The organism is Embleya sp. NPDC001921 (assembly GCF_053594475.1).
The window spans coordinates 40,567-62,166 of sequence record NZ_JBSFEO010000007.1; the positions used below are offsets into that span (position 1 = coordinate 40,567).

Sequence of the window (21,600 nt, forward strand, 5' to 3'; positions counted from 1 at the left end):
CAGATGATCGAAGCGAGAGGGCTCACCAAACGCTACGGAAACAAGCTGGCGGTGGATCAGCTTTCCTTCCAGGTGCGTCCGGGCTCGGTGACCGGCTTCCTCGGCCCCAACGGTGCCGGCAAATCGACCACCATGCGGATGATCCTCGGGCTGGACACGCCGACCGGCGGCAACGTCACGGTCAACGGCCGCCCGTACGACCGCGTCCAGGCCCCGCTGCGGGAGATGGGCGCGCTGCTGGACGCCAAGGCGATGCACGGCGGCCGTACCGCGTACAACCACCTGCTGTGCCTCGCGCAGAGCAACGGCATCCCCAATCGCCGGGTGGACGAGGTCCTGGGGATGGTCGGCCTGACGCAGGTCGCCAGGAAGCGCGCGGGCGGCTTCTCGCTCGGCATGGGCCAGCGGCTGGGCATCGCCTCGGCGCTGTTGGGCGACCCCGGCATCCTGATGTTCGACGAGCCGGTCAACGGGCTCGACCCCGAGGGCATCCTGTGGATCCGGAACCTGATGAAGCAGCTCGCTTCCGAGGGTCGCACCGTGTTCGTCTCCAGCCACCTGATGAGCGAGATGGAGGTGACCGCCGACCACCTGATCGTGATCGGTCAGGGGCGGATGATCGCCGACACCTCGATGCGCGACTTCATCGAGACCAACTCGCAGTCCTTCACCGTGGTGCGCTCGCCGCAGGTGGACCGGCTCAAGCCGCTGCTCCAGGGCAAGGGGGCGACGATCACCCCAGACCAGGCGGTGCCCGGTTCGTTCCGCGTGCACGAGCTGCCCCCGACGGTGATCGGCGACCTCGCCGCCGAGCACGGCATCGCGCTGCACGAGCTGTCGCCGCGCTTCGACTCGCTCGAAGAGGTCTACATGCGGATGACCCAGCACAGCGTGGAGTACCGCGCCGGGCTGCCGGGCGGTCCGCCGCCCGGATGGGGTCCGCCCGGGATGGCACCGCCGCCCGGTTATCCACAGCAGGGCGCTCCGCAGTTCGCCGGCCCGGCCGGTTATCCACCGCAGCAGGGCGCGCCCGGCGCGCCGTGGGGAGTCCCCGCCGGGGCGCCGCCCGCCGGCGCCCCGTCCCTGTCCAAGCCGCAGTCCAACGGAAGCGAGGGCTGAGCGATGGCGCAGAACACTCCGCCCCCCATGCCGCAGGGCCAACCGCACGTGATGCCACCGGCGCAGATGGCCGCGCCGCAGCAGACCCAGCAGTTCCCGCCGCCGGGGCAGGCGCAACAGCAGTTCCCGCCCGCCGGTGGGCAGGCGCCCTACCCGCCGGTCCAGCAGTCGCAGGTCGGCGGTCAGGTGGGCGGCGGCAACGCGGGCTTCGGCCGGGTGCTGCTGTCCGAGTGGACCAAGATCCGCACGGTCCGCTCGACCATGTGGACGCTGGTCGTGATGGTGCTGCTCATCCTCGGCCTGGGTGTGCTGCTGGCCGGCACGGTCAATCCGGACGCCGACGACGACTACGTGAGCATCGCGCTGATCGGCGTGATCGTCGCGCAGCTCGCCGCCGCGACGCTGGGTGTGCTGACCATCTCCGCCGAGTACACGACGGGCATGATCCGCACCACGCTGACCGCGTACCCGCGCCGGCTCCAGGTGCTGGTGGCCAAGGGTGTGGTCTTCGCGGGCCTGATGTTCGTGGTCGGCGTGGTCACGATGGGCCTGACCGCCGTGCTCGGCAAGGCGATGCTCACCTCGCGGATCGGCGACTCCACCGCCGAGGTGGACCTGTTCCGCAGTGTCGTGGGCGGCTCGCTGTACCTGTCCGTGATCGGCCTGTTCGGGCTGGGTCTGGGTGTGCTGCTGCGGCACTCGGCGGGCGCGATCACCGCGCTGATGGGCGCCATCCTGCTGCCGATGATCATCGGCCCGTTCCTGCCGCACTCGGTCGGCGAGAAGGTCATGGAGTACTCGCCGATGTTCGCGCTGGGCAAGCTGATCGGCGGTGGTGGCGACGACGGCGGCCCGGGTCCGTGGCCCTCGCTGTTGCTGATCGCCGCGTACGCGGCGCTCGCGCTGATCGCGGGCGGGGTACGGCTGCGTTCGCGCGACGTGTGACCCGTCCGGTCCGGCGGTTTGCCTGACCATTCGTCAAAAATGTTGGTCCGCATACCGAAAAGGTCTCGCTCGACAGTCGTCGGGCGGGGCCTTTCGGCCGTTTTCGGGGCGACTCGCGTAGCCACGGAAGATACATCCAGAGATAGTCCGACGATATGCTCACGTCCCATGTATGGGCAGGGGGATCCAGGAACACCCAACGCAGCGGACGCGGCACCTGTGCGCGTTCCCGCTCCCGTTCACCGGAGCCGGCGCTCGGGGGGCGGAGTGGCGGCCGGGCTCGGTTCCGCGGCGGCCGTCTTCGCGTTGGCGGGGATCGCCACCGCCGTCGTCCTGCTGGGCAACTCCGAGACGGTGTGGGAGTCGGTGCTCGCGGGCACGCTGCTCACCACCGCCGTCGCCCTGTCCTCGATCGCCGCGTGGTTGCGCCATCGGGTCTCCGAGCGGCGGATCGCCCGACTCCGCGAGCTGACCGTGCGTCAAGCCGCGGAGAGCGCCCGGCTGGAGGCCGAACGCGCCCGGCTGGAGGCCGAACACGACGAGTTGCTGCGCGGCCGCGCGGCGCTCGCCGACGAGGAGACCCTGATGCGCGGCCGGGTGCACGACGTGTTCGTGAACCTGTCGATGCGCACGCTGACCCTGGTCGAGCGACAGTTGGACCTGATCGAGAAGCTCGAACACGGCGAGGACGAACCCCAGCGGCTCCAGGACCTGTTCCGGCTCGACCACCTCGCCACCCGGATGCGCCGCAACAGCGAGAACCTGCTCGTGCTCGCGGACGCGGACGAACGGCGCGGCCGGCGCCCACCCATCCCGCTGCTCGACGTGGTCCGCGCCGGCGTCTCCGAGATCGAGCGCTACGAGCGCATCGACGTCGGCCACGTGCCGCGCGCCGACGTACTCGGGCGCACCGCCGACGACGTCGGCCACCTGCTCGCCGAACTCCTGGAGAACGCCGCCGCGTACTCGGCGCCCGAGTCCCGGGTGGAGATCGGCGGTTGGACGCTGGAGAACGGCGAGGTCGTGTTGTCGGTGGACGACAACGGGATCGGCGTACCGGCGGACCGGCTCACCGAGTTGAACTCGCAGATCGAGCGGGACAGCGCCGAGGAGGAGGCCGCCAGTGGCGGCGGCCTGGGCGTGTTCGTGGTCGGCCGGCTGGCCCGCCGACACGGGATCAGGGTGCAGCTCCGCCCGCGCCCGCAGGGCGGCCTGAGCGCGGTCGTGGTGATCCCCGCCGCGGCCTTCCACGGCCAGGGCCCCTCACCCGCCGAGTTCTCCGCCGAGCGCGACCGGGAACAGGAGCGCGAGCGGGACCGGATGGCCATCCCGGGCGTGGTCCCCGGCGCGCGGGCGATCCCGCCGGGCGCGGCCCGACTGGCGCTGCCGGCGGCCCGACCGGTCGGCGCGAACCCCGCGCCCGCCGTCGCGATCGAGGCCGCCGCGGCGACCCGGGTGACGCCCGCGTCGCGTGGTCCGGTGGTGCCGCGCGAGGACGCCGCGCCGCCGGCCCGGACGCCGAAGGGGCTGCCCAAGCGCACGCCGGCGGCCAACCCCGAGCCGGGACCGGACGAGGCGGCGGCGAAACTGGTCGCGCCCGGTGCGCTGTTCCCGGCGGTCGAGGCGGTGATGGGCGAGGACGGGGCCGAGGCGCCGCCGACCGGGACGACCCCGAAGGCCGGTGCGAACACCTCGAACGCCGCGAACGGTTCGCATGCCTCGAACCCTTCCGCCGCGTCGAACGGCTCGACCGCGTCGGCCGCTTCGACCGCTTCCGCCGCCGCGAATGCCAGGGACGTGCCGCGGGTCGCGCCGCCCGCCCGCCGTACCGCGGCGGCGAAACCGCAGGCGCGGTCGACCGCACCCGCGAAGCCGCAGGCGGCCGCGAGCGGGGACGGAACGGGGCCCGCCGTCTCCTCGGTCGGCCGGACCCGGCGCGGGCTGCCCAAGCGCCTCGTGGTGGGCGACAACAGCGGTGCGATGCGCGTCGTGCCCCCCGCGGACGCTTCCCGGGACACCGGTACGCTCTCCGCCGCCGAACTGCGCAGGCAACTGACGGGCTTTCAGGAAGGTCTGGAGGCGGCCCGCCGGGAGGGCGACGCGACCGATCCGGTCGGGTCGTCCGACGAAGAACCCACCTTCCCGCCGGACGCGCGGGAGGAGACAGGAGGTGGAGACCGGTGACCGGGTCGAATGGCACCACGGCACGCGATGTCGACTGGCTGGTGGCCGGCCTCGCCGGGGATGTCCCGGGGGTCCGCGAGGTCGTCCTGGTCTCCTCCGACGGCCTGATGCTGGCCAGCGCGCGCGGCCCGGACGCGGCCGCCTCGGCGGAGGACGCCGAGGAACAGCTCGGCGCGATCGTCAGCGGCCTGGTGGCCCTGGCCGAGGGCACCTCGCGTGTGCTCGACATGGGCGCGGTCCGCCAGGAGATCGTCACGATGGCCGAGGGCTACGTCGTGGCGATGTCGATCAGCGACGGCTCCTGTCTGGGTGTGCACGCGGGCGGGTCCGCCGATCTCGGCGTGATCGCCTATCAGATGACCTCGTTCGTACGGCGCGCCGGCCACGTCCTGACGCCGGCCCTGCGCGCACAGATGCACCAGGACCGTGGAGGTGGTCGCGTTGGCTCCTGACGGCGGTTTTTCCGACTACGACACCGAGCGGGGACATCCGACCAGACCCGAACCGGGCGGTCGCACCTCGCGGGTACGCCCGTACACGCTGACCCGGGGCCGCACCCGTTACGGCCACGTACTGCTGGTGGAGACGCTGGTCACCACCCTGGACTGTCCGCAGGACGGCACGGGCGACATGCCCGAGGTCGCCCGGATCGTGCACCTGTGCCGAGGGGTGCGCTCGGTGGCCGAGGTGGCCGCGATCCTGCACATGCCGCTCGGCGTGGTCCGGGTGCTGATCAGCGACCTGGCCTCGCAGGGCCGAATCAGCGTGTACCAGGCCGAACACGAGGCCGGCCGCCCCGATCGCGCGCTGCTGGAGAGGGTGCTCGGTGGACTACGCAAAATTTGATCTGGGCGGGACCGGCGGGCTCGGCGACGAGGTCCCGGCCATCCCGCTGCCCGCGGCCGGCGCCGGTGGTCGACGAATCGGCGAGGGACCGCCGATCACCTCGACGAAGATCGTCGTCGCGGGCGGCTTCGGGGTCGGCAAGACCACGCTGGTCGCGGCCGTCTCGGAGATCCCGCCGCTGACCACCGAATCGGTCATGACGGTGCTCAGCGAGGACGTCGACGACCTGTCCGGCCTGCCGGAGAAGCGCACCACCACGGTCGCGATGGACTTCGGCCGGATCACCCTGGAAAGCGACCTGGTGCTCTACCTGTTCGGCACCCCGGGCCAGAACCGGTTCTGGTTCATGTGGGACGACCTGGTGCGCGGCGCGGTGGGCGCGATCGTCCTGGTGGACACCCGGCGCCTGGAGGACAGCTTTCCGGCGGTGGACTACTTCGAGCGCTCGGGCATCCCGTTCGTGGTCGCGGTCAACCTCTTCGACGACGCGCCGCGCTATCCGGAGGAGGACCTGCGCGACGCGCTGTCGATCAGCCCCCGCACGCCGATGACCGAATGCGACGCGCGGGTACGGGAGAGCGCGGTGGACGCCCTGGCCGAATTGGTCGTGCACGCGCTGGACCTCACGCCGTGAGGACGGACGGCGTCCGGGAACCCGTGGACGACGTCACCCTGCGTGCGATCGGGCACGTGTCCGGCCCGCGCGTGGAACTCGTGGACGACCACTGGGGGAACGTGTCCTCGGTGATCCGCCTGGACACCGGGCGGTTCGGCCCGGAGGCGCTCGCCGGCCTGGCCGAGTTCTCCCACCTGGAGGTGGTCTTCCACTTCCACCGGGTTCCGGGGGAGGCGATCGAAACCGGCGCCCGCCACCCGCGCGGCAACCCGGACCGGCCCCTGGTCGGCATCTTCGCCCAACGCGCCAAGAACCGCCCGAACCGCCTCGCGGTCTCCAGGTGTTCGCTGGAACGGGTCGACGGCCTGGACGTCCACGTCCGCGGCCTGGACGCGGTCGACGGCACCCCGGTCCTCGACCTCAAGCCCTACCTGCGCGAGTTCGGCCCGCGCGGAGAGATCCTCCAACCGACCTGGGCGACGGAGCTGATGAGCGACTACTACGCGGACTGACGGGCGCCCACCCCACTCTCGACCACCAAAGGTGCACGACGACTGCCCTGGCCGATGGAACCGACAACGAGGACCGTTCGGCCGATCAGGGCCAATACGGCCGGATGACGTCGAAGAGGTTGGGCAGGCCCAGCCGGTAGCGCAGGTCGTCCGCGCGCCGCCATCCGGCCAGTGCCGGTTCCTGGTAGAGCGTGAACACCGTTGCCGGGGTCGCGTTCGAACCGGCCGCGCGCAGCACCGCGTTGGCTGCCGCCCGTCCGCTTTCGTTGGCGCCCTCCATCGTGGCCAGGTTGATGGTGTTGCGTACATAGTCGCCGGCCAGGAACAGGTTGGGGATCCGCGTCGTGGCCTCGGGCCGGTCGTCCCACGAGCCGATCGTGTTCACCAGGAGCGGTTCGTCGTTGGCCACGCTCGGCAGTCCGGCGTCGGTGATTCCGGGGTCCAGGAACCACGAGTGGATCTGCGCGTCCGGCACCAGCGCGGCACCGTTGTCCAGGTTGGCCCGGACCTGCGCGAGCACCTCGTCCACGATCTGCGCGGGCGTGCACTTGCGCGCGCTCACCCCGTACACGATGCCCGGGTCGTCCCAGTCGGACAGGTCCAGCGAGAGCACGTCGTGCACGCTGCCGTCGCCGTACCGGGCCGCGAAGTCGCCGCGCCAGAACTGGGCCTGGCTGATCGAGGTGACCGCCCAGGGCGCGTCCATGTACGCGACGTGGCCGTGCGTGATCGGGGTGGGCCGGCGCAGATAGATCATCAGGCCGTTCATCCAGTCGGTGGTCAACCGCCGCAGTCGGCCCAACGCCGGGTCGGCGGTGACCAGTTGCGGGGTCATCAGCGGCACGGCACGCTCGACCGGCACGGCGAGCACGTACCAATCCGCGTCGATCGTCCCGGCGTTGCCGCGCGGGTCGACCACCCGCGCGCCGGTGATCCGGCCGCCGGCGCAATCGAGTCCGGTGATCGTCCAACCGATCTTGAAGTCCACGCCCAGACCGGCGAGTTGCGCATACCAGGGGTCGATCCAGACCTCGCTGGTGGGCCCGGCCAGGACCCGGTCGGGAGCGCCGTTGGCGCCTCGGCCGAGCATGGTCCACAGGAAGATCTCCACCATCATGGTGATCGTGCGGGTGCCGGCGACGTTCTCCTTGGCCGCGACCAGTGTCGAGGTGAACGCCTTGACCAGGATGGTGCGGTAGGCGGGCGACATCCGGTCCATCCGCAGGTAGTCCGCGTAGGACATGTGCTCCCATTGGCCGTTGCGGCGCAGTTCGCCGCTGGTGAGGAAGACGATCATCTTCTCCGCCCAGAACGCGATCTCGTGCGGCGGCACCTGGGAGGCGACGCTCGCCATCGACATCAGCGCGTCGCGCAGCGCCTCCGGGGTGATGTTGCCGATCCCGCTGGGCAGGGTGAAGTGCATGTCCGGCCGACCCGCCTGGGCGAAGATCGCGTTCGGCGCCGAGACGAGGTTGTCGAAGACGCCGTTGGCGTTGCCCGGGAAGGGAATTCGCCGCATCGTGTCGGGCACGTTTTGATAGAAGCCGGGGAAGAAGCGGAAGCCGTGCTCGCCGGGCAGATCGCGTCGACCACCGGTCCCGGTGCCCGGGATCGGGATGCTCCGGGCCTTGCCGCCCAGCGCCTTGCGCTCGTACACGGTGACCCGGAAGCCGCGCTCGATCAACTCGTGCGCGACGGTGAGCCCGGCCATCCCCCCGCCGAGCACCGCGACCCGACGCCCGTCGGCACTCGGCGCCGTGCCCGCGCCCGCGCCTCCGGCCAGCGCCAGGGGCACCCCACCGGCTAATCCCAATGCACTTGCCGCCGCCACGAAGTCGCGCCGCGACGGCCCCGATCCACTGGTTCCTGCCGAACCCTGCACGTGCTCAGTCATGGGTGACTCCCGTAACCGACAACGGTGGCAACAGGTGCGAGGATCCGACTATCGCGTCACTTCGCCGATCCCACAAGACATCCGGGGATGCGCGTCTTGTCCCGGGATGATCGGCTCACTACCGTCGGGAAGGCACCCCACGCACGGCTCGTGACCACTCATCGGCCCAGGCTGGAGGACGCCCCGTGACCACTCCGGATCCCGAAACCGACTCGACTTCCTCCGCTCCACGGTTCACTTCGACCCTGCCGGACGAGAGCGTGGACGCGGTCGTCGTCGGCGCCCGGTGCGCCGGTTCCGCGGCGGCGATCGCGTTGGCGCGGGCCGGGCGGCGGGTGGTCGCGCTCGACGCGGTGCGCTTCCCGTCCACGACCGTCTCCACCCACCTGCTGTTCGCGGGCGGCGTCGCGGAGTTGTCCCGACTCGGCGCGCTGGAGCGGGTCGAGGCGCTGGGGCCACCGCACCACGACGACGCGTACATCGATATGCCCAACGGGCGCGTTCGAGGCACCTACAGCCCGGTCGACGGCATCGCGTACGGAATGTGCGTCCGCCGCTCCGGCCTCGACCAGGCCCTCGTCGACACCGCCCGCGCGATGGGCGCCGAGGTGCGCGAGGGCGCCCGCGTCACCGGCCTGGTGTGGTCGGGCGGCCGGGTCGCGGGTGTGCGGGTCCAGGAACGCGGCGCGCTCGCGTACACCCTCCGCGCCCCACTGGTGATCGGCGCCGACGGCCGCCGCTCGCTCGTCGCCAAGGAGGTCGGCGTGGTGCGCCCGCACACCGCCAACCCCAACCAACGCGCCTGCTACTACGCCTACTACGACGACCCACGCGCCGAATGGCGCGGCACCGCCGCGATGTGGCGCACGGACCGGGAGTTGGGCACCGCCTTCCCGTGCGACGGCGGCCTGACCCTGGTCCTGCTGATGCCGCCCAAGGAACGCGCCGACGCCTTCCGCCTGGACCTGGAAGGCGAGTACGACCGCACCCTGGCCCTGATGCCCGGCCTGGCCGAACGCGTCGCCGGCTGCACCCGAACCACCAAGATCGTCCGGGCCACCGACCTGCCCTCCTACTTCCGCCGCTCCGCCGGCCCCGGCTGGGCCCTCGCGGGCGACGCCGGCCACTTCAAGGACCCGGTCACCGCCCAGGGCATCCGCGACGCCCTACGCTTCGGCCGCCTCCTGGGCGAGGCGACCGCCCCGGTGCTCGGCGACCCGGAGCGCCTGGATGCCGCGACCGCGTCCTGGGAGCGCCGCCGAGACCACGAATGCCGCGAGACCTACCACTGGACCAACACCCTGGCCCGCTCCACCGCCGTGACCCCCCTCGAAGAAACTCTTCTGCGCTCCATGGCCACCCGCCCGGAAGGCTCCCGCCCCCTCCTCGACGTGTACTCCAGAATCCGCAAGCCCTCCGAACTCCTCACCCCGGGAGTCCTCGCCGGCCTCCTCACCCGCACCCTGCTCCGCCCGGGCGTGGACCGAGCGGCGGTTCTGCGCACCGCCCTGTCCGAAGCCCGCGAACAACTGGGCACCCGACGGGATACGCGCCGGCAACGAGCCCCACGCCGATGGCCGGCAACCGGGGAAGCCGGGTGAGGTCGCCGAACGGGGCTTCGGCGCCGGGTCCCCGGAACCGGGGCGGCCCGGCGCCGAACCGGTCAGAACAGCTTCAGCTTGTCGTCCTCGGTGCCGCGCAGGGCGTTGTAGTCCAAGGTGACGCAGGTGATGCCCCGGTCGACCGCGAGCACTCGGGCCTGGGGCTTGATCTCCTGGGCGGCGAAGACGCCCTTGACCGGGGCGATCAGGGTGTCGCGGTTGAGCAGTTCGAGGTAGCGGGTGAGTTGTTCGACGCCGTCGATCTCGCCCCGGCGCTTGATCTCGACCGCGACGGTGGTGCCGTCCGCGTCCCGGCACAGGATGTCGACCGGACCGATCGGGGTGGGGTACTCGCGCCGGATCAGGGTCCAGCCGGCGCCCAGCGCGTCGAGGCGGTCGGCCAACAGCTCCTGGAGGTGCGCCTCGACGCCGTCCTTGACCAGGCCGGGGTCCACGCCCAACTCGTGCGACGTGTCGTGCAGTACTTCCTCGATCGTGATGATCAGCTTCTCGCCGGCCTTGTTGATCACCGTCCACACGCCGTCGCCCTCCTTGAGGGTGCACGGCGGACTCATCCAGTTCAGCGGCTTGTACGCGCGGTCGTCGGCGTGGATGGACACGCTCCCGTCCCGCTTGACGAGGATGAGCCTGGGGGCGGACGGCAGGTGGGCGGTGAGTCGCCCGACGTAGTCCACGGAGCAATGGGCGATGACGAGACGCATGCCCCGACGCTACCGCCTTCGCGACCCCTGCCTCGGCCATCCCCGCGCCGGCGCCTCGACCCGTGTGACGCACGTCATGGCGGCTTCCGGCGCCGTCCGGCCGGGGCCGGAGCCCGCCTTCGGCTCGCGGATCCCCCCGTGCGACCGCCGGACACGGCCCCGGACCGGGCCGCAGGTTCGGGCCGGAGGCACGGCCCGGCGGTCGCGTTCCGCGGTCGTGTTCACCGACCGTTCGCTATGGAGCAACGTGTGCCCGATGTCCTACGGTGAGTCAGGAGACGGTGCGGGCCGCGCGGAAGGGCGTTCGGGGCGTGTCGTGATCGGAGCATGGGCGCCACCCGCTACGTACCGGACACGACCCGTACCGCCGGGCGAACTTGCGTACGTCCCGGCCGGAAGGAGCACCGATGTCGCTCGATGTGCCTCCGAAGTTGTTGGAACAGGCCGAACGCGGTGACGTGGACGAGGCCGAGTTCGTCGACTGCGTGCGCGCCTCACTGCCCTACGCCTGGAATCTCGTTTCCACGTTGGCGACGCAACTCCAGGTGGATGGAGGTCCGTTCGCGGACAACCAGGTGCCGCCCGCCACCGAGACCGAGCGCGGGCAACTGCTTCGCGCGCTGGCCTCGGACGCGATTCGAGGCTCGATGGAACGGCATTTCGGGGTCAAGCTCGCGTTCCAGAACTGCCACCGGGTCGCGGTCTTCCCGGTCGAGGGCCTGGACGCGGACCGGTACGCCAAGTTCACCTCGATCCGGGGCCAACTGCTCAACCAGTCGCCGACGCTGCGCGACTGCTGACACCGCTTCGGAACCCTTCGGCGGCGCGGGCGGGCCTGACGGCGTGCCCGCGCCTCCGCGTACCCGGCTCCCCCGCGCACGCGCCCCGGACCCCCGATCCGGCCCGCAGGCACCCGTGTACCCGCGCACCCGCACACCGGCGCCCCGCGCACACCGCACCGCCGCGCCATGCCGCCCACACGCGCGTCACACCACATCACCCGCACCGCCCGCACCGCCCGCACCGCGCATCCCTCCCTCCCCTCCCACGCGAGGAGCAATCCATGGGCATCACCCAGCCATTGCACCGATGGGCCCAGCAGACCCCGGAGCGCGAGGCCGTGATCGACGGCGGCACGGGCACCACGTTCCACGAACTGCGCGAGCGCGTCGCCAGGGTCGCCGGCGCGTTGCGCGGTCTGGACGTCGGCATCGGCGACCGGGTCGCGATCCTGTCCCTGAATTCCTCCCGCTACCTCGAGTGTCTGAGCGCGATCCCGTGGGCCGGCGGCGTGCTGAACCCGGTGAACATCCGCTGGAGCGCGGCCGAGATCGCCTTCTCGCTGGACGACTCGCAGACCTGCGTACTGTTCGTCGACGACACGTTCGCCCCCCTCGTGCCCGCGCTGCGCGCCGCTTCGTCGTGCGTGCGCGAGGTCGTGCACATGGGCAGTGCGCCGACCGGGCCCGGGGCGCACGACTACGAGGAGTTGCTGGCGGCGGCCGAGCCGATCCCGGACGCGAACCGCGGCGGCGACGACCTCGCCGGGGTCTTCTACACCGGCGGGACCACCGGATTCCCCAAGGGTGTGATGCTCTCGCACGACAACCTGCTCGCGTCCGCGATGGGCGGCCTGGTCGCCACCGCCGCCTTCCGGATCGTGCCGGACGCGCGCGTGCTGCACGCCGCGCCGCTGTTCCACATCGCCGGGTTCGGGGTGTCGCTGATGACCTCGATCGTCGGGATCCCCCAGGTGGTACTGCCGTTCTTCGAGCCCGAGCAGGTCGCCGCGACCATCCGACGGGAGCGGATCACCGAGGTCTTCCTGGCCCCGACGATGCTGCAAATGGTGCTGGAACACCCGAGGTTCGCCGAGTACGACGTGTCCTCGCTGCGGCTGCTCACCTACGGTGCCTCGCCGATCACCGCCGCGCTGCTGGAGCGGGTGCTCAAGGCGCTGCCCGGCACCGCCCTGGTACAGGCCTACGGCCAGACCGAACTCGCGCCGCTGGCCACGTTGTTGATGCCGCAGGACCACCTGGACGCGAACCCGCTGCGGCTGCGCTCGGCGGGTCGGCCGTGCCATCACGCCGAGGTGTGGATCCTGGGCTCCGACGGACGCGAGGCGACGCGCGGCGAAGTCGGCGAGATCGTCTCGCGCGGGGACCACGTGATGCTCGGCTACTGGAACCGGCCCGACGAGAGCGCACAGGCGCTGCGCGACGGCTGGATGCACACCGGCGACCTGGGGTTCATGGACGCCGACGGCTATGTCACCGTGGTCGACCGGCTCAAGGACATGATCGTCACCGGCGCGGAGAACGTGTACAGCGCCGAGGTGGAGAACGCGGTCAACGCGCACCCCGACATCGCCGGCTGCGCGGTGATCGGCCTGCCCGATCCCACGTGGGGCGAGCGGGTGCACGCCGTCGTGGTCCTGCACCCGGACCGCGAGCTGACCGCCGAGCAGGTCCGCGCCCACGTCAAGACGTTGATCGCCGGCTACAAGGCGCCCAGGAGCGTCGAGTTCGTCGACGCGTTGCCGCTGACCGCGGCCGGCAAGGTGCGCAAGTCCGTGCTGCGAGAGAGGACGACCCAGGCGTGAACCCGACCGTGGAGACCTTCGCCTCGCTCGACCCGGCCACCGGCAAGGAGTTGGCCCGCTACCCGATCCACGACGCCGGGCACGTGCGCGAGGCGGTGGCCCGAGCCCGGGTCGGCGGCGCCTGGTGGGCCGGGCTCCCGCCCGTCGAGCGGCGCCGCCGGATGCGCGCGTGGGCGGCCGAACTGGTGCGCACTCGACACGCGTTGGGGTCGCTGGTGCACGACGAGAACGGCAAACCGCGGGACGACGCGTTCCTGGAACTGCTCCTGGGCCTGGAGCACATCGGCTGGGCCTCGGCACACGCGGCACCCGTGCTGCGCCGCCGCCGCGTGGCCGGCGGACTGGCGATGGTCAACCACGCGGCGTACGTGGAGTACCGGCCGTTCGGCGTGGTCGGCGTGATCGGCCCGTGGAACCATCCGGTGTTCACCCCGCTGGGTTCGATCGCGTACGCGCTGGCGGCGGGCAACGCGGTGCTGTTCAAGCCCAGCGAGTACACCCCGGGCGTGGGCGTGTTCCTGGCCGACGCGTTCGCCCGGGCCAACCCGGACGCGATGTCGGGGGTGTTCGAGGTGATCACCGGCGACGGCTCCACCGGCGCCGCGTTGTGCGCGGCCGGCGTGGACAAGCTGGCCTTCACCGGCTCGGCCGCCACCGGGCGCGAGGTGATGGCCGCGTGCGCGCGGACCCTGACGCCCGTACTGATGGAGTGCGGCGGCAAGGACGCGCTGATCGTCGGCGCGGGCGCCGACCTGGGACGGGCCGCCGAGGCCGCCCTGTGGGGTGCGCTGTCCAACGCCGGGCAGACCTGCGTGGGCATCGAACGGGTCTTCGTCGAGCGCTCGATCAAGACCGAGTTCCTGGACCGGCTCCGGGCCGGGATCGCCGACCTGGTCCCGGCCGACGAACCGGGCGCGGCGTACGGGCCGATGACCATACCGGCCCAGGTCGAGGTGGTGCGCCGGCATCTCGACGAGGCGATCGCCGGCGGCGCGACGGCGGTGGTGGGCGGGGTCGGCGCGATCCGGCCGCCGTATATCGACCCGATCGTGCTCGTGGACGCGCCGGACGACAGCGGCGCGGCCCGCGAGGAGACGTTCGGCCCGGTGATCTCGGTACGCACGGTCGAGGACCTGGACGAGGCGGTCCGCCTGGCCAACGGCACCGGCTACGGCCTGGGCGCGGCGGTGTTCGCCCGGACCGGGCGGCTGGGCATGCGGATCGCCCGGCGGCTGCGCACCGGGATGGTGTCGGTGGACGCGGTGATCGCCTTCGCGGGCATCCCGGCGCTGCCGTTCGGCGGGGTCGGCGAGAGCGGTTTCGGGCGCATCCACGGCGCGGACGGGCTGCGCGAGTTCGCCCGCCCGCAGGCGATCACCCGGCGCCTGTTCAAGACGCCGCTGGAGCCCACGTCCTTCGCCCGCACCCAGGGCACCATGAGGCTGCTCGACCGCTACGTCTCGCTGCGCTTCGGCCGACGCGACTGAGCGGACCCACCGACCCGGCGCCCGGGACCGGCGCCGGGTCGACCCCTCATGCCCGGCCGGCACTCCCACCCGACTCGAACGAACTCTCGACAAACCCGCGCCCAGCGGGCACGATCGCGGCTTATGACGGTGACCCGGGGGATCGTGACGTACGCGGCGGTCGTGACGTTGACCATCGAGGCGGTGGCGGCGGTCGTCGGCTGTGGCGTGGTCGCGCCGATCGTGCTCATGAACGCGCTGTCGGACCGGTACGCGAGCAAGGGGACCGCCGCCGGCGCCCTCGGGGCCGCCTTCTTCGTACTGCTCGGCCTGGTGATCGTGATCTGGTCGGTCTGGGCGGTGAGCGACCTGCGGGATCGGCTGCACAGCGGGTCGACCTCCCGGGTCGGCCTGATCGGCGCGGCCGGTCTGCACGTGGCGAGTTCGGCGGTCGCGCTGATCTTCCCGATCGTGCTCGCGGTGACCCTGCCGGCCCTGGCGCTGCTGCTCGCGGCGACGCTGGCGACCCGCCCCCGGCGTCCGGCCGGTCGACGGATGGCCACCGGTCGGGACGGGGCGCCTACCGTCGCCGGGTGATCCGCCGGTGCCCGCGGCTGTTCCAGCACGGGCGATGCCAGTGCCGCCGCTCCTCGACCCGGCCGTCCGCGGACCACGCGACCAGGTGCGGCACGCCCGGCGAGATCTCGTGGTCGCATCCGGGACAACGGTAGGTCTTGGTCGCGGCCTGACCGCTGATCGGTCGCACCAGCCAATCCCCGTCCATCCCCGACTCGCGCTCCTCGAAGCCGAGGCTGGGGTCGCGGGGTTCGTCCCGGTCGACGGACCGGGAGCGGCTGGTGGGCTTGTTACGACGCGGCACACAAAAAGGGTACGGGTGCACGCGACGCGTGTGCCCGTACCCCTCTCGTACTACTTACTCCCGCCCGACCACGCTCGGTCCGGCCGGCACCGCTTCATCCCGCAACGCTCGGGCCCGCGCTACCGCTTCGCGTAGTCCCGGAAGCCGCGCCCGGTCTTGCGGCCGAGATAGCCCGCGGTCACCAGGTGCTCCAGCAGCGGCACCGGCGACCAGCCGGGCTCGCGGAACTCGGCGAACAGCACCTTCTGGATCGCCAGCGAGACGTCCAGCCCGACCACGTCGAGCAGTTCGAAGGGCCCCATCGGGTAGCCCGCGCCCAGCTTGATCGCGGTGTCGATGTCCTCGGCCGCGGCGTAGTTGGCCTGGAGCATGCGCACCGCGTCGTTCAGGTACGGGAACAGCAGCGCGTTGACGATGAAGCCGGCCCGGTCGCCGCAGTCCACCGCGTGCTTCCTCGTGCGGCGACAGACCTCGTGGACGGTGGCCACCACGTCGTCCGTGGTGGCGACCGTACGCACCACCTCGACCAGCTTCATCACCGGCGCGGGGTTGAAGAAGTGCATGCCGACCACGTCGCCGGGGCGCGAGGTGGCCACCGCGCAGTCGATCACCGGCAGCGAGGAGGTGGTGGTGGCCAGGATCGCGCCGGGCTTGCAGATCTCGTCGAAGTTCTCGAACAGGGCCTGCTTGACCGACAGTTCCTCGACCACCGCCTCCACGACCAGGTCCGCGAAGGCGAGGTCGTCGAGCCGGGTCGAGCCGGTCACCCGGGCCAGCGCGTCGGCCTTGGCCTCCTCGGTCAGCCGGCCGCGCTGGATCTGCTTGTCCAGCGAGCGGATCAGCGCCGTGCGCACGCGCTCGACCTTCTCCTCGCTGCGCGCGACGTAGACCACGTCGTACCCGGACTTGGCGAACACCTCGACGATGCCCGTGGCCATCGTCCCGGTGCCCACCACGCCCACCGCGCGCACCTCGCGCGGCGTGCCGGCGACCGCGCCGGTCTCGCCGGCCTCGGCCACCACGACCGGCGAGCCAGCCTGCTCGTAGGTGTAGAAGCCGCGACCGCTCTTGCGCCCGAGCAGGCCCGCGGTCCGCATCTGCTTGAGGATCGGCGCGGGCGCGTGCAGGCGATCGCGCGACTGGCGGTACATCTGCTCCAGGATCTCGTACGCGGTGTCGATCCCGACCAGGTCGAGCACCGCGAGCGGGCCCATCGGCAGACCGCAGCCGAAGCGCATCGCCGCGTCGATGTCCTCGCGCGTGGCGTACTTCTGCTCGTACATCGACGCCGCGTGGTTGAGGTACGCGAACAGCAGCCCGTTGGCGATGAAGCCGGCCCGGTCGCCGGCGACCACCGGCGACTTGCCCAGCCGCTCGGCGAGCGCGACCACGTCGGCGAGCACCTCGGGTTCGGTGACCACCGTGCGGACGACCTCGACCAGCTTCATCACCGGCGCGGGGTTGAAGAAGTGCAGCCCCACGACGCGCGAGGAACGTGTGGTGGACACCGAGAGCTCGGTGACCGACAGCGAGGAGGTGTTGGTGGCCAGGATGGTGTCCGGGCCGCAGATCTTGTCGAGCCGGGCGAAAAGCTCCTGCTTCTGCTCGAGCTGCTCGGGTATCGCCTCCAGGACGAGATCCGCCGCGGCGACCGAGTTCAGGTCGGTGCCGAGGGTGATGCGATCGAAGATGTCTCGCTGCTGGTCCTCGGTCAGCTTCCCGCGCGCCGCGGCGCGGGCGGTCGACTCGGCGATCCGGGCCCGGCCACGCGCGATGGCCTCGTCGGAGACGTCCACGGCCACGACGGTGAGTCCCGCCCGGGCCAGGACCTCGACGATGCCGGCGCCCATGGTGCCCAGGCCGACCACGCCGACCGTGCTGATGTCACGGGTCATCTGCTGTGCTCCTCGCTGCTGAAATGGCGTCTCCCTACCGGGAGTACGCCTTGGTTACTGCGAAGTAGTACCGCGGGGTTTCAGGAGTATGGCAGCCCCTGTCGGACAGGCACAGACCGGTGGGATGTGCCGTTCGCCTCGATCCGTCCCGAATATCTGTTCGGGCGCGCGCCCGAGCGTCCCCGTCGACGGCCGCACGATGGCGCCGCTGGTCCCGATAACCGCCCGGTCGGGTGGAAAACCATCACAGGTGAAGGATTACCTCGGAAGGCCTTCGAGCGTTGTCTTGTCTGTGGGCGCCCTGTCCCCACGTCCCGCTCCGCCCCTCACCGGTCCCGCCCGGCTCGGGCCGACGGGGTCACGACGAGGAGGACGCGATGAAGTTGGGCATCTTCCTGCTGGCGGCACAGTTCGACGCGGGCGATCACGGTGGCGTGCTCACCGCTGCCATGGACGCGGGAATCGCCGCGGAGGAGGCCGGGTTCGACGAGGCGTGGATCGCCGAACACCATTTCGTGCCGTACGGGTTGTGCCCGTCGGCGGTCACGTTCGCCTCCATGCTACTGGGGCGTACACATCGAATCGGGGTGGGTACGGCGATCAGTGTGCTTTCCGACCAGCACCCGGTCGCCCTCGGCGAGCAGGCCGCCCTGCTGGACCAGCTCTCCGGGGGGCGCTTCACCCTCGGTGTCGGGCGCGGCGGCCCGTGGGTGGACCTGGAGGTCTTCGGCACCGGCCTGCGGCGGTACGACGAGGCCTTCCCGGAGTCGCTGGACCTGCTGATGCGCTGGCTCACCCACCCGAGGGTGGGCGCGGAGGGCGAACACTTCACGTTCCGCAAGGTGCCGGTGGTACCGCGTCCGCGCACCTACCCGCACCCGCCGGTGATCGTCGCCTGCACCTCGCCCGCGAGCGCCTCGCTCGCGGCCCGCCACGGCCTGCCGATGCTCCTGGGCATGCACGCCGACGACGAGGAGAAGGCCGCGATGGTCCGCGCCTACGAATGCGCCGCGTCCGCGTGCGGCCGCGACCCCAAGGCGGTCGAGCACGCCGCCGCGAGCGTCGCCTACGTCGCGGACACCCGCCGCGAGGCCACCGAGACCCTGCGCGGCGCGATGCCGAGGTGGCTGCGCCGGGGCCTGTCGGCGCACATGACGGTGGACGACCGCCAACGCCGCATGCGTGACCCGGCGGAGTACACCGACTTCCTGTGCCGCATCCACCCGGTCGGCTCCCCGACCGACTGCGTCCGCCGCCTCTCCCGCACCGCGGAGCGCACGGGCATCACCCGTTTCCTGCTGTTCACCGAGGGCGGGGGCGCGGCGTCGACGACGTTGGAGAACGTGAAGCGACTGGGGAAGGAAGTGCTGCCGGCGCTGCGGTGATGCCCCCGGGCACCGGGCCCCGATTCCCGGGACCCGGCGCCCGAGCCGCGTTCGTCGACCTCACGTGCCTTCCCCGGCCGCCGGGGGCAGGGCCGGGGCGGATGTGCTCGGCTGGGGTGGCGCGGTGGAGGCCGGCGGGGGTGCCGACGTTGTGGTCGGGGGCGAACTGTTGCCCTGGGACGGCGAGTTGGCCGGACTGGACGAGCGCGCCGTGGTGGCCGGGGCGGTGGTCGCCGGCGGCGACTCGCGGGTCGTCGTGGTGGTCGTCGAGGTCGCGCTGCCGGGACCCGGCTTGCGGCTGCCGGTCGGGGGCGGCGGCTTGTCCCGGTCGGCCTTGGGGTCCGCCTCCGGGCCCCGGGGCGTGTTCGGATCGAAGGCCGCCGAGCCGGTCGAGCCGACCGGGTTGCGGTGGTCGATCCTGTCCGGCGAATCCGAGCCCATCGCGACCACGGCGGCCAGGGTCAGCACCAGGACCGCCGCAGCGCCCGCCGTCATCAGCACGCCGCGCCGGCCGATCCCGCCGCGTGCCGCGCCGCCCGTTTCGTCCCCGCCCGCCGCCGCGACCGCGACCCGGTCGCCACCCGCCAGCGCCAGCACCCGGCGGTCCGCCGCGAGTCCGCGCTTGTCCGAGCCGACGTCGCGCATCCGGGTGGCCGCGACCGCCTCCTCGCGCGCGCCCCGGGTGTCGCCGGTGCACAGCGCCAGGACGGCCAGCTCGTGCCGGAACCACGCGTGGTCGGACGCCGCCGAGGCGCCCGCCTCGCGCGCCGAGGCCAGGCCCAGGTCGAGCAGCTCGCCCCACGTGTCCCAGCGCGCCGAGGCGCCGAACGCGGGCGCCGCGGCCCGGGCCAGCGCGCGTGCCGAGCCGGCCTTGCCGAGCCGCTCCGACTCGCGCAGGCAGGCCAGGATCGTGTCCGCCTCGCGCGCGATCTCCACGGGAGTGACCGAGGGGTGCGAGACCCACCAGGTGAAGTGCTGTATCGCCGCGACCGCCCACGAGGACGGCCCGCGCACGATCGTGGCGATCGCCTCGGCGGTGCCGCCGGTGAGCCGGTACCGGCCGAACTCGCGCACCGCGAGCCCGGCCGCGACCAGTTCGTCGGCCGCGCCCACCGCGTCCACCGCGCCGGTCAGGGCCGGCAGGTGTACCGGGTCCGGCAGTTCCCCGTCCAAGGCGGAGGCCAGCCGCAGCACCTGTTGCGCCGACGCGGACACCAGCGGCACCAGGCGCGGCACGAACTGCCTCGGCTCGCCGGGCGAGGGCAACTCGCCCGAGCTGTCCGCCGTGCCGTCGTCGAGCAGCCCGTAGCCGGACCGCCCGTGCTCGCGCCGCCCCAGCAGCGCGCCGGCCTGCACGAACCGACCCGGATGGCCGCCCACCTGGAACCACAGCGCGGAGGCCCAGGCGAGTTCCTCGTCGTCGAGCTCGCGCCCGGCGATCCGCCGCAGCAGGTCGAAGCACGCGTCCTGGGGGAGCCCGCCCAGGGTGATCTCGTGCAGCGGCGAGTCCCGGCGCACGATCGGATCCGCCACCTCCGGACCGGCCACCAGGAAAGCGCATTCCGGGGCGATCCGCAGGAGCTCGAGCACGTCCTCCCGGCCCAGCTCCAGATCGTCCACGACCACGAGCGCGGCCACACCGGCCAGGATGATGCCCAACTGCCGCCGGGTCGGCCGCTGCGCGGGACCGGTGAAGCACGCGTCGTGCAACTGCTGCAGCAGGTCGTCCAGACCGCGGCGCCGCCCGTCGAGCAGGACCACCCCGTCCGGCGCCTCCGCCGGGTCGAGCGCGGCCAGGTGCCGCAGCACGGTGGTGCGACCGCTCGACGAGGACCCGCCGATCCGCACCGACGTCCCGCGCTGCAACAGGCCGGTGAGCTCGGCGATCTCCGCGTCCCGGCCCAGCGGCGGCGGGTCGTTCGTGGGCACCGAACCGGGCAGCCTGGAGGTGAGCGGCGGCCGGGCTCCCGCGGGCATCGCACTCGCGTCGGTGCCGTCCGGTCCGCCGAAGGTCAACAGCAGGTCGCCCGCGATCAGTTGCAGCGCGCCCGAACCGGGTTCGTCGGCGCCGCCCCGGTCCACCCCCGGGACCGGGCCCGGCCGGTCGTCGTCGAGCCGGATCGGCTCGGCCCCACCGATGCGCGGCCCGGACGCGCGCTCGGGGCCGGACGCGCGCTCGGGCTCGGACGCGCGCTCGGACCCGGGCGTGCGCGCGGGCCCGGACGCGGACCCGGACGACTCGGCCGCCCGCGCCTCACGCTCCTCGGCCGCGCCCGGACGCGGCCCGAACAGCTCGTCCAGATAGGCGTCGTCGCCCCAGGAGTCGCTCGCCGACCCGCTTGCCGAATCGGCCGCGGAGCGCACCGAGGCGTCGGCGGGAAATTCGAGCGGGTCGTCCTCGAAGCGCTTTTCCCCGTCCTCTTCCGGCCGTTCCCTGCCGCCGCCGTTCATGCCACTCCCTGTGCTCCCCGTCGTGGTTTCTCGACGCACCGGTGCGGCCGGGGACAAGTCCGGGCCCCGGGGGGCGGAAACCGGTGATCAGTGTGCCGGGCGCGGCCGGCACACCGATACCCGGTGCCGGGTTCGTGACAAGATCGTTGAGCACCGACGCGTCGAGCGGCGGGGCGACCGGGCACGGGCTGCGCGTGTCCCCTCCGTACCGCATCCCACCTTGCCACCTCCCGCCGTCGAGTGGACCGGGTCCGGGCCGACCTTCGCTCCCTCTTCACAACAACGCGCGCGCCCCCCGAGTGGTCACGGGGACGATCGCGCCGAGCTGCGTCCCCGACCCCCCGGACCTGCCGAACGACCGGTACGAGCACGCCGAATCGCCGGCGCGCACCCCCACCGGGCGGCCGACGCGCGCCCACCGTGGCGGGCTTGGCGAAAAGTCGGTGCATGCCCGTCGAGTCGCCCTATGGTGCACAAGG

Annotated in this window: 18 protein-coding genes; 13 read left to right on the forward strand and 5 right to left on the reverse strand. The window is 72.4% G+C overall.

The features are described from left to right. Positions 1–3 precede the first annotated feature (3 nt). From ACWCPW_RS10285 to ACWCPW_RS10315, 7 genes are all read left to right on the forward strand, one after another. Positions 4–1,119, forward strand: coding sequence for an ABC transporter ATP-binding protein (locus tag ACWCPW_RS10285; protein WP_449761137.1), 1,116 nt, complete (start codon positions 4–6; stop codon positions 1,117–1,119). 27 nt (positions 1,120–1,146) lie between these two features. Next, on the forward strand, positions 1,147–2,064 hold the full coding sequence (locus tag ACWCPW_RS10290; RefSeq protein ID WP_449761138.1) for an ABC transporter permease: 918 nt from the start codon (positions 1,147–1,149) through the stop codon (positions 2,062–2,064). Positions 2,065–2,331: 267 nt separating this feature from the next. Then, positions 2,332–4,248, forward strand: a complete 1,917-nt coding sequence (locus tag ACWCPW_RS10295) for an ATP-binding protein (RefSeq protein ID WP_449761139.1) — start codon at positions 2,332–2,334, stop codon at positions 4,246–4,248. Next, positions 4,245–4,700 (forward strand): roadblock/LC7 domain-containing protein, encoded by a 456-nt coding sequence (locus tag ACWCPW_RS10300; RefSeq protein ID WP_449761140.1) that lies wholly within the window; start codon positions 4,245–4,247, stop codon positions 4,698–4,700. The genes ACWCPW_RS10295 and ACWCPW_RS10300 overlap by 4 nt, the downstream gene beginning before the upstream one ends. Then, positions 4,690–5,094: a DUF742 domain-containing protein gene (locus ACWCPW_RS10305; protein ID WP_449761141.1), complete on the forward strand. Its 405-nt coding sequence runs from the start codon at positions 4,690–4,692 to the stop codon at positions 5,092–5,094. The genes ACWCPW_RS10300 and ACWCPW_RS10305 overlap by 11 nt, the downstream gene beginning before the upstream one ends. Positions 5,095–5,134: 40 nt before the next feature. Further along, positions 5,135–5,728, forward strand: a complete 594-nt coding sequence (locus ACWCPW_RS10310; protein ID WP_395866498.1) for a GTP-binding protein — start codon at positions 5,135–5,137, stop codon at positions 5,726–5,728. Further along, positions 5,725–6,222, forward strand: coding sequence for an SAM-dependent methyltransferase (locus tag ACWCPW_RS10315; RefSeq protein ID WP_449761142.1), 498 nt, complete (start codon positions 5,725–5,727; stop codon positions 6,220–6,222). The genes ACWCPW_RS10310 and ACWCPW_RS10315 overlap by 4 nt, the downstream gene beginning before the upstream one ends. A gap of 85 nt (positions 6,223–6,307) precedes the next feature. Here the strand turns inward: ACWCPW_RS10315 and ACWCPW_RS10320 are convergent, their stop codons facing one another. Beyond that, the gene (locus ACWCPW_RS10320; protein WP_449761143.1) at positions 6,308–8,017 is read right to left on the reverse strand and encodes a hydroxysqualene dehydroxylase; all 1,710 of its coding nucleotides are present in this window, start codon (positions 8,015–8,017) and stop codon (positions 6,308–6,310) included. A gap of 284 nt (positions 8,018–8,301) precedes the next feature. Here ACWCPW_RS10320 and ACWCPW_RS10325 point away from each other — a divergent pair, with 284 nt between their 5' ends. After that, the gene (locus ACWCPW_RS10325; RefSeq protein ID WP_449761144.1) at positions 8,302–9,717 is read left to right on the forward strand and encodes an NAD(P)/FAD-dependent oxidoreductase; all 1,416 of its coding nucleotides are present in this window, start codon (positions 8,302–8,304) and stop codon (positions 9,715–9,717) included. 62 nt (positions 9,718–9,779) lie between these two features. Here ACWCPW_RS10325 and nucS read toward each other — a convergent pair whose 3' ends face one another. Beyond that, a complete protein-coding gene (gene nucS, locus ACWCPW_RS10330; protein ID WP_395865952.1) occupies positions 9,780–10,439 on the reverse strand; it encodes an endonuclease NucS in 660 nt (219 codons plus the stop codon). A 407-nt stretch (positions 10,440–10,846) separates the two neighbouring features. Here nucS and ACWCPW_RS10335 point away from each other — a divergent pair, with 407 nt between their 5' ends. The 4 genes from ACWCPW_RS10335 (at position 10,847) to ACWCPW_RS10350 (ending at position 15,107) form a co-directional block, all read left to right on the forward strand. Continuing rightward, positions 10,847–11,239: an SCO5389 family protein gene (locus ACWCPW_RS10335; RefSeq protein WP_449761145.1), complete on the forward strand. Its 393-nt coding sequence runs from the start codon at positions 10,847–10,849 to the stop codon at positions 11,237–11,239. Between the two features lie 263 nt (positions 11,240–11,502). After that, positions 11,503–13,044 carry a long-chain-fatty-acid--CoA ligase gene (locus ACWCPW_RS10340; RefSeq protein ID WP_449761146.1) on the forward strand — a complete coding sequence of 514 codons (1,542 nt, stop codon included), beginning with the start codon at positions 11,503–11,505 and terminating at the stop codon, positions 13,042–13,044. Further along, positions 13,041–14,531 (forward strand): aldehyde dehydrogenase family protein, encoded by a 1,491-nt coding sequence (locus ACWCPW_RS10345; RefSeq protein WP_449761147.1) that lies wholly within the window; start codon positions 13,041–13,043, stop codon positions 14,529–14,531. Before ACWCPW_RS10340 ends, ACWCPW_RS10345 begins: the two co-directional genes overlap by 4 nt. Before the next feature lie 123 nt (positions 14,532–14,654). Next, complete coding sequence (locus ACWCPW_RS10350; RefSeq protein ID WP_449761148.1) at positions 14,655–15,107, forward strand: hypothetical protein; 453 nt, start codon at positions 14,655–14,657, stop codon at positions 15,105–15,107. Here the strand turns inward: ACWCPW_RS10350 and ACWCPW_RS10355 are convergent. After that, positions 15,091–15,390 (reverse strand): ATP/GTP-binding protein, encoded by a 300-nt coding sequence (locus tag ACWCPW_RS10355; protein ID WP_449761149.1) that lies wholly within the window; start codon positions 15,388–15,390, stop codon positions 15,091–15,093. The two genes, ACWCPW_RS10350 and ACWCPW_RS10355, sit on opposite strands and share 17 nt — an antisense overlap. A 119-nt stretch (positions 15,391–15,509) precedes the next feature. Continuing rightward, positions 15,510–17,285 (reverse strand): 3-hydroxyacyl-CoA dehydrogenase family protein, encoded by a 1,776-nt coding sequence (locus tag ACWCPW_RS10360; protein WP_449761150.1) that lies wholly within the window; start codon positions 17,283–17,285, stop codon positions 15,510–15,512. A 377-nt stretch (positions 17,286–17,662) separates the two neighbouring features. Here ACWCPW_RS10360 and ACWCPW_RS10365 point away from each other — a divergent pair, with 377 nt between their 5' ends. Continuing rightward, the gene (locus ACWCPW_RS10365) at positions 17,663–18,670 is read left to right on the forward strand and encodes an LLM class flavin-dependent oxidoreductase (protein WP_449761151.1); all 1,008 of its coding nucleotides are present in this window, start codon (positions 17,663–17,665) and stop codon (positions 18,668–18,670) included. A 60-nt stretch (positions 18,671–18,730) separates the two neighbouring features. Here ACWCPW_RS10365 and ACWCPW_RS10370 read toward each other — a convergent pair whose 3' ends face one another. Continuing rightward, positions 18,731–21,121: a hypothetical protein gene (locus ACWCPW_RS10370; protein ID WP_449761152.1), complete on the reverse strand. Its 2,391-nt coding sequence runs from the start codon at positions 21,119–21,121 to the stop codon at positions 18,731–18,733. Positions 21,122–21,600: the final 479 nt, after the last annotated feature.

Coding starts and splice junctions, on each gene's coding strand:
- ACWCPW_RS10350 (WP_449761148.1), top strand. CDS start 14,655: ATGACGGTGACCCGGGGGATCGTGACGTACGCGGCGGTCGTGACGTTG.
- ACWCPW_RS10285 (WP_449761137.1), top strand. CDS start 4: ATGATCGAAGCGAGAGGGCTCACCAAACGCTACGGAAACAAGCTGGCG.
- nucS (WP_395865952.1), bottom strand. CDS start 10,439: ATGCGTCTCGTCATCGCCCATTGCTCCGTGGACTACGTCGGGCGACTC.
- ACWCPW_RS10340 (WP_449761146.1), top strand. CDS start 11,503: ATGGGCATCACCCAGCCATTGCACCGATGGGCCCAGCAGACCCCGGAG.
- ACWCPW_RS10360 (WP_449761150.1), bottom strand. CDS start 17,285: ATGACCCGTGACATCAGCACGGTCGGCGTGGTCGGCCTGGGCACCATG.
- ACWCPW_RS10370 (WP_449761152.1), bottom strand. CDS start 21,121: ATGAACGGCGGCGGCAGGGAACGGCCGGAAGAGGACGGGGAAAAGCGC.
- ACWCPW_RS10290 (WP_449761138.1), top strand. CDS start 1,147: ATGCCGCAGGGCCAACCGCACGTGATGCCACCGGCGCAGATGGCCGCG.
- ACWCPW_RS10365 (WP_449761151.1), top strand. CDS start 17,663: ATGAAGTTGGGCATCTTCCTGCTGGCGGCACAGTTCGACGCGGGCGAT.
- ACWCPW_RS10335 (WP_449761145.1), top strand. CDS start 10,847: ATGTCGCTCGATGTGCCTCCGAAGTTGTTGGAACAGGCCGAACGCGGT.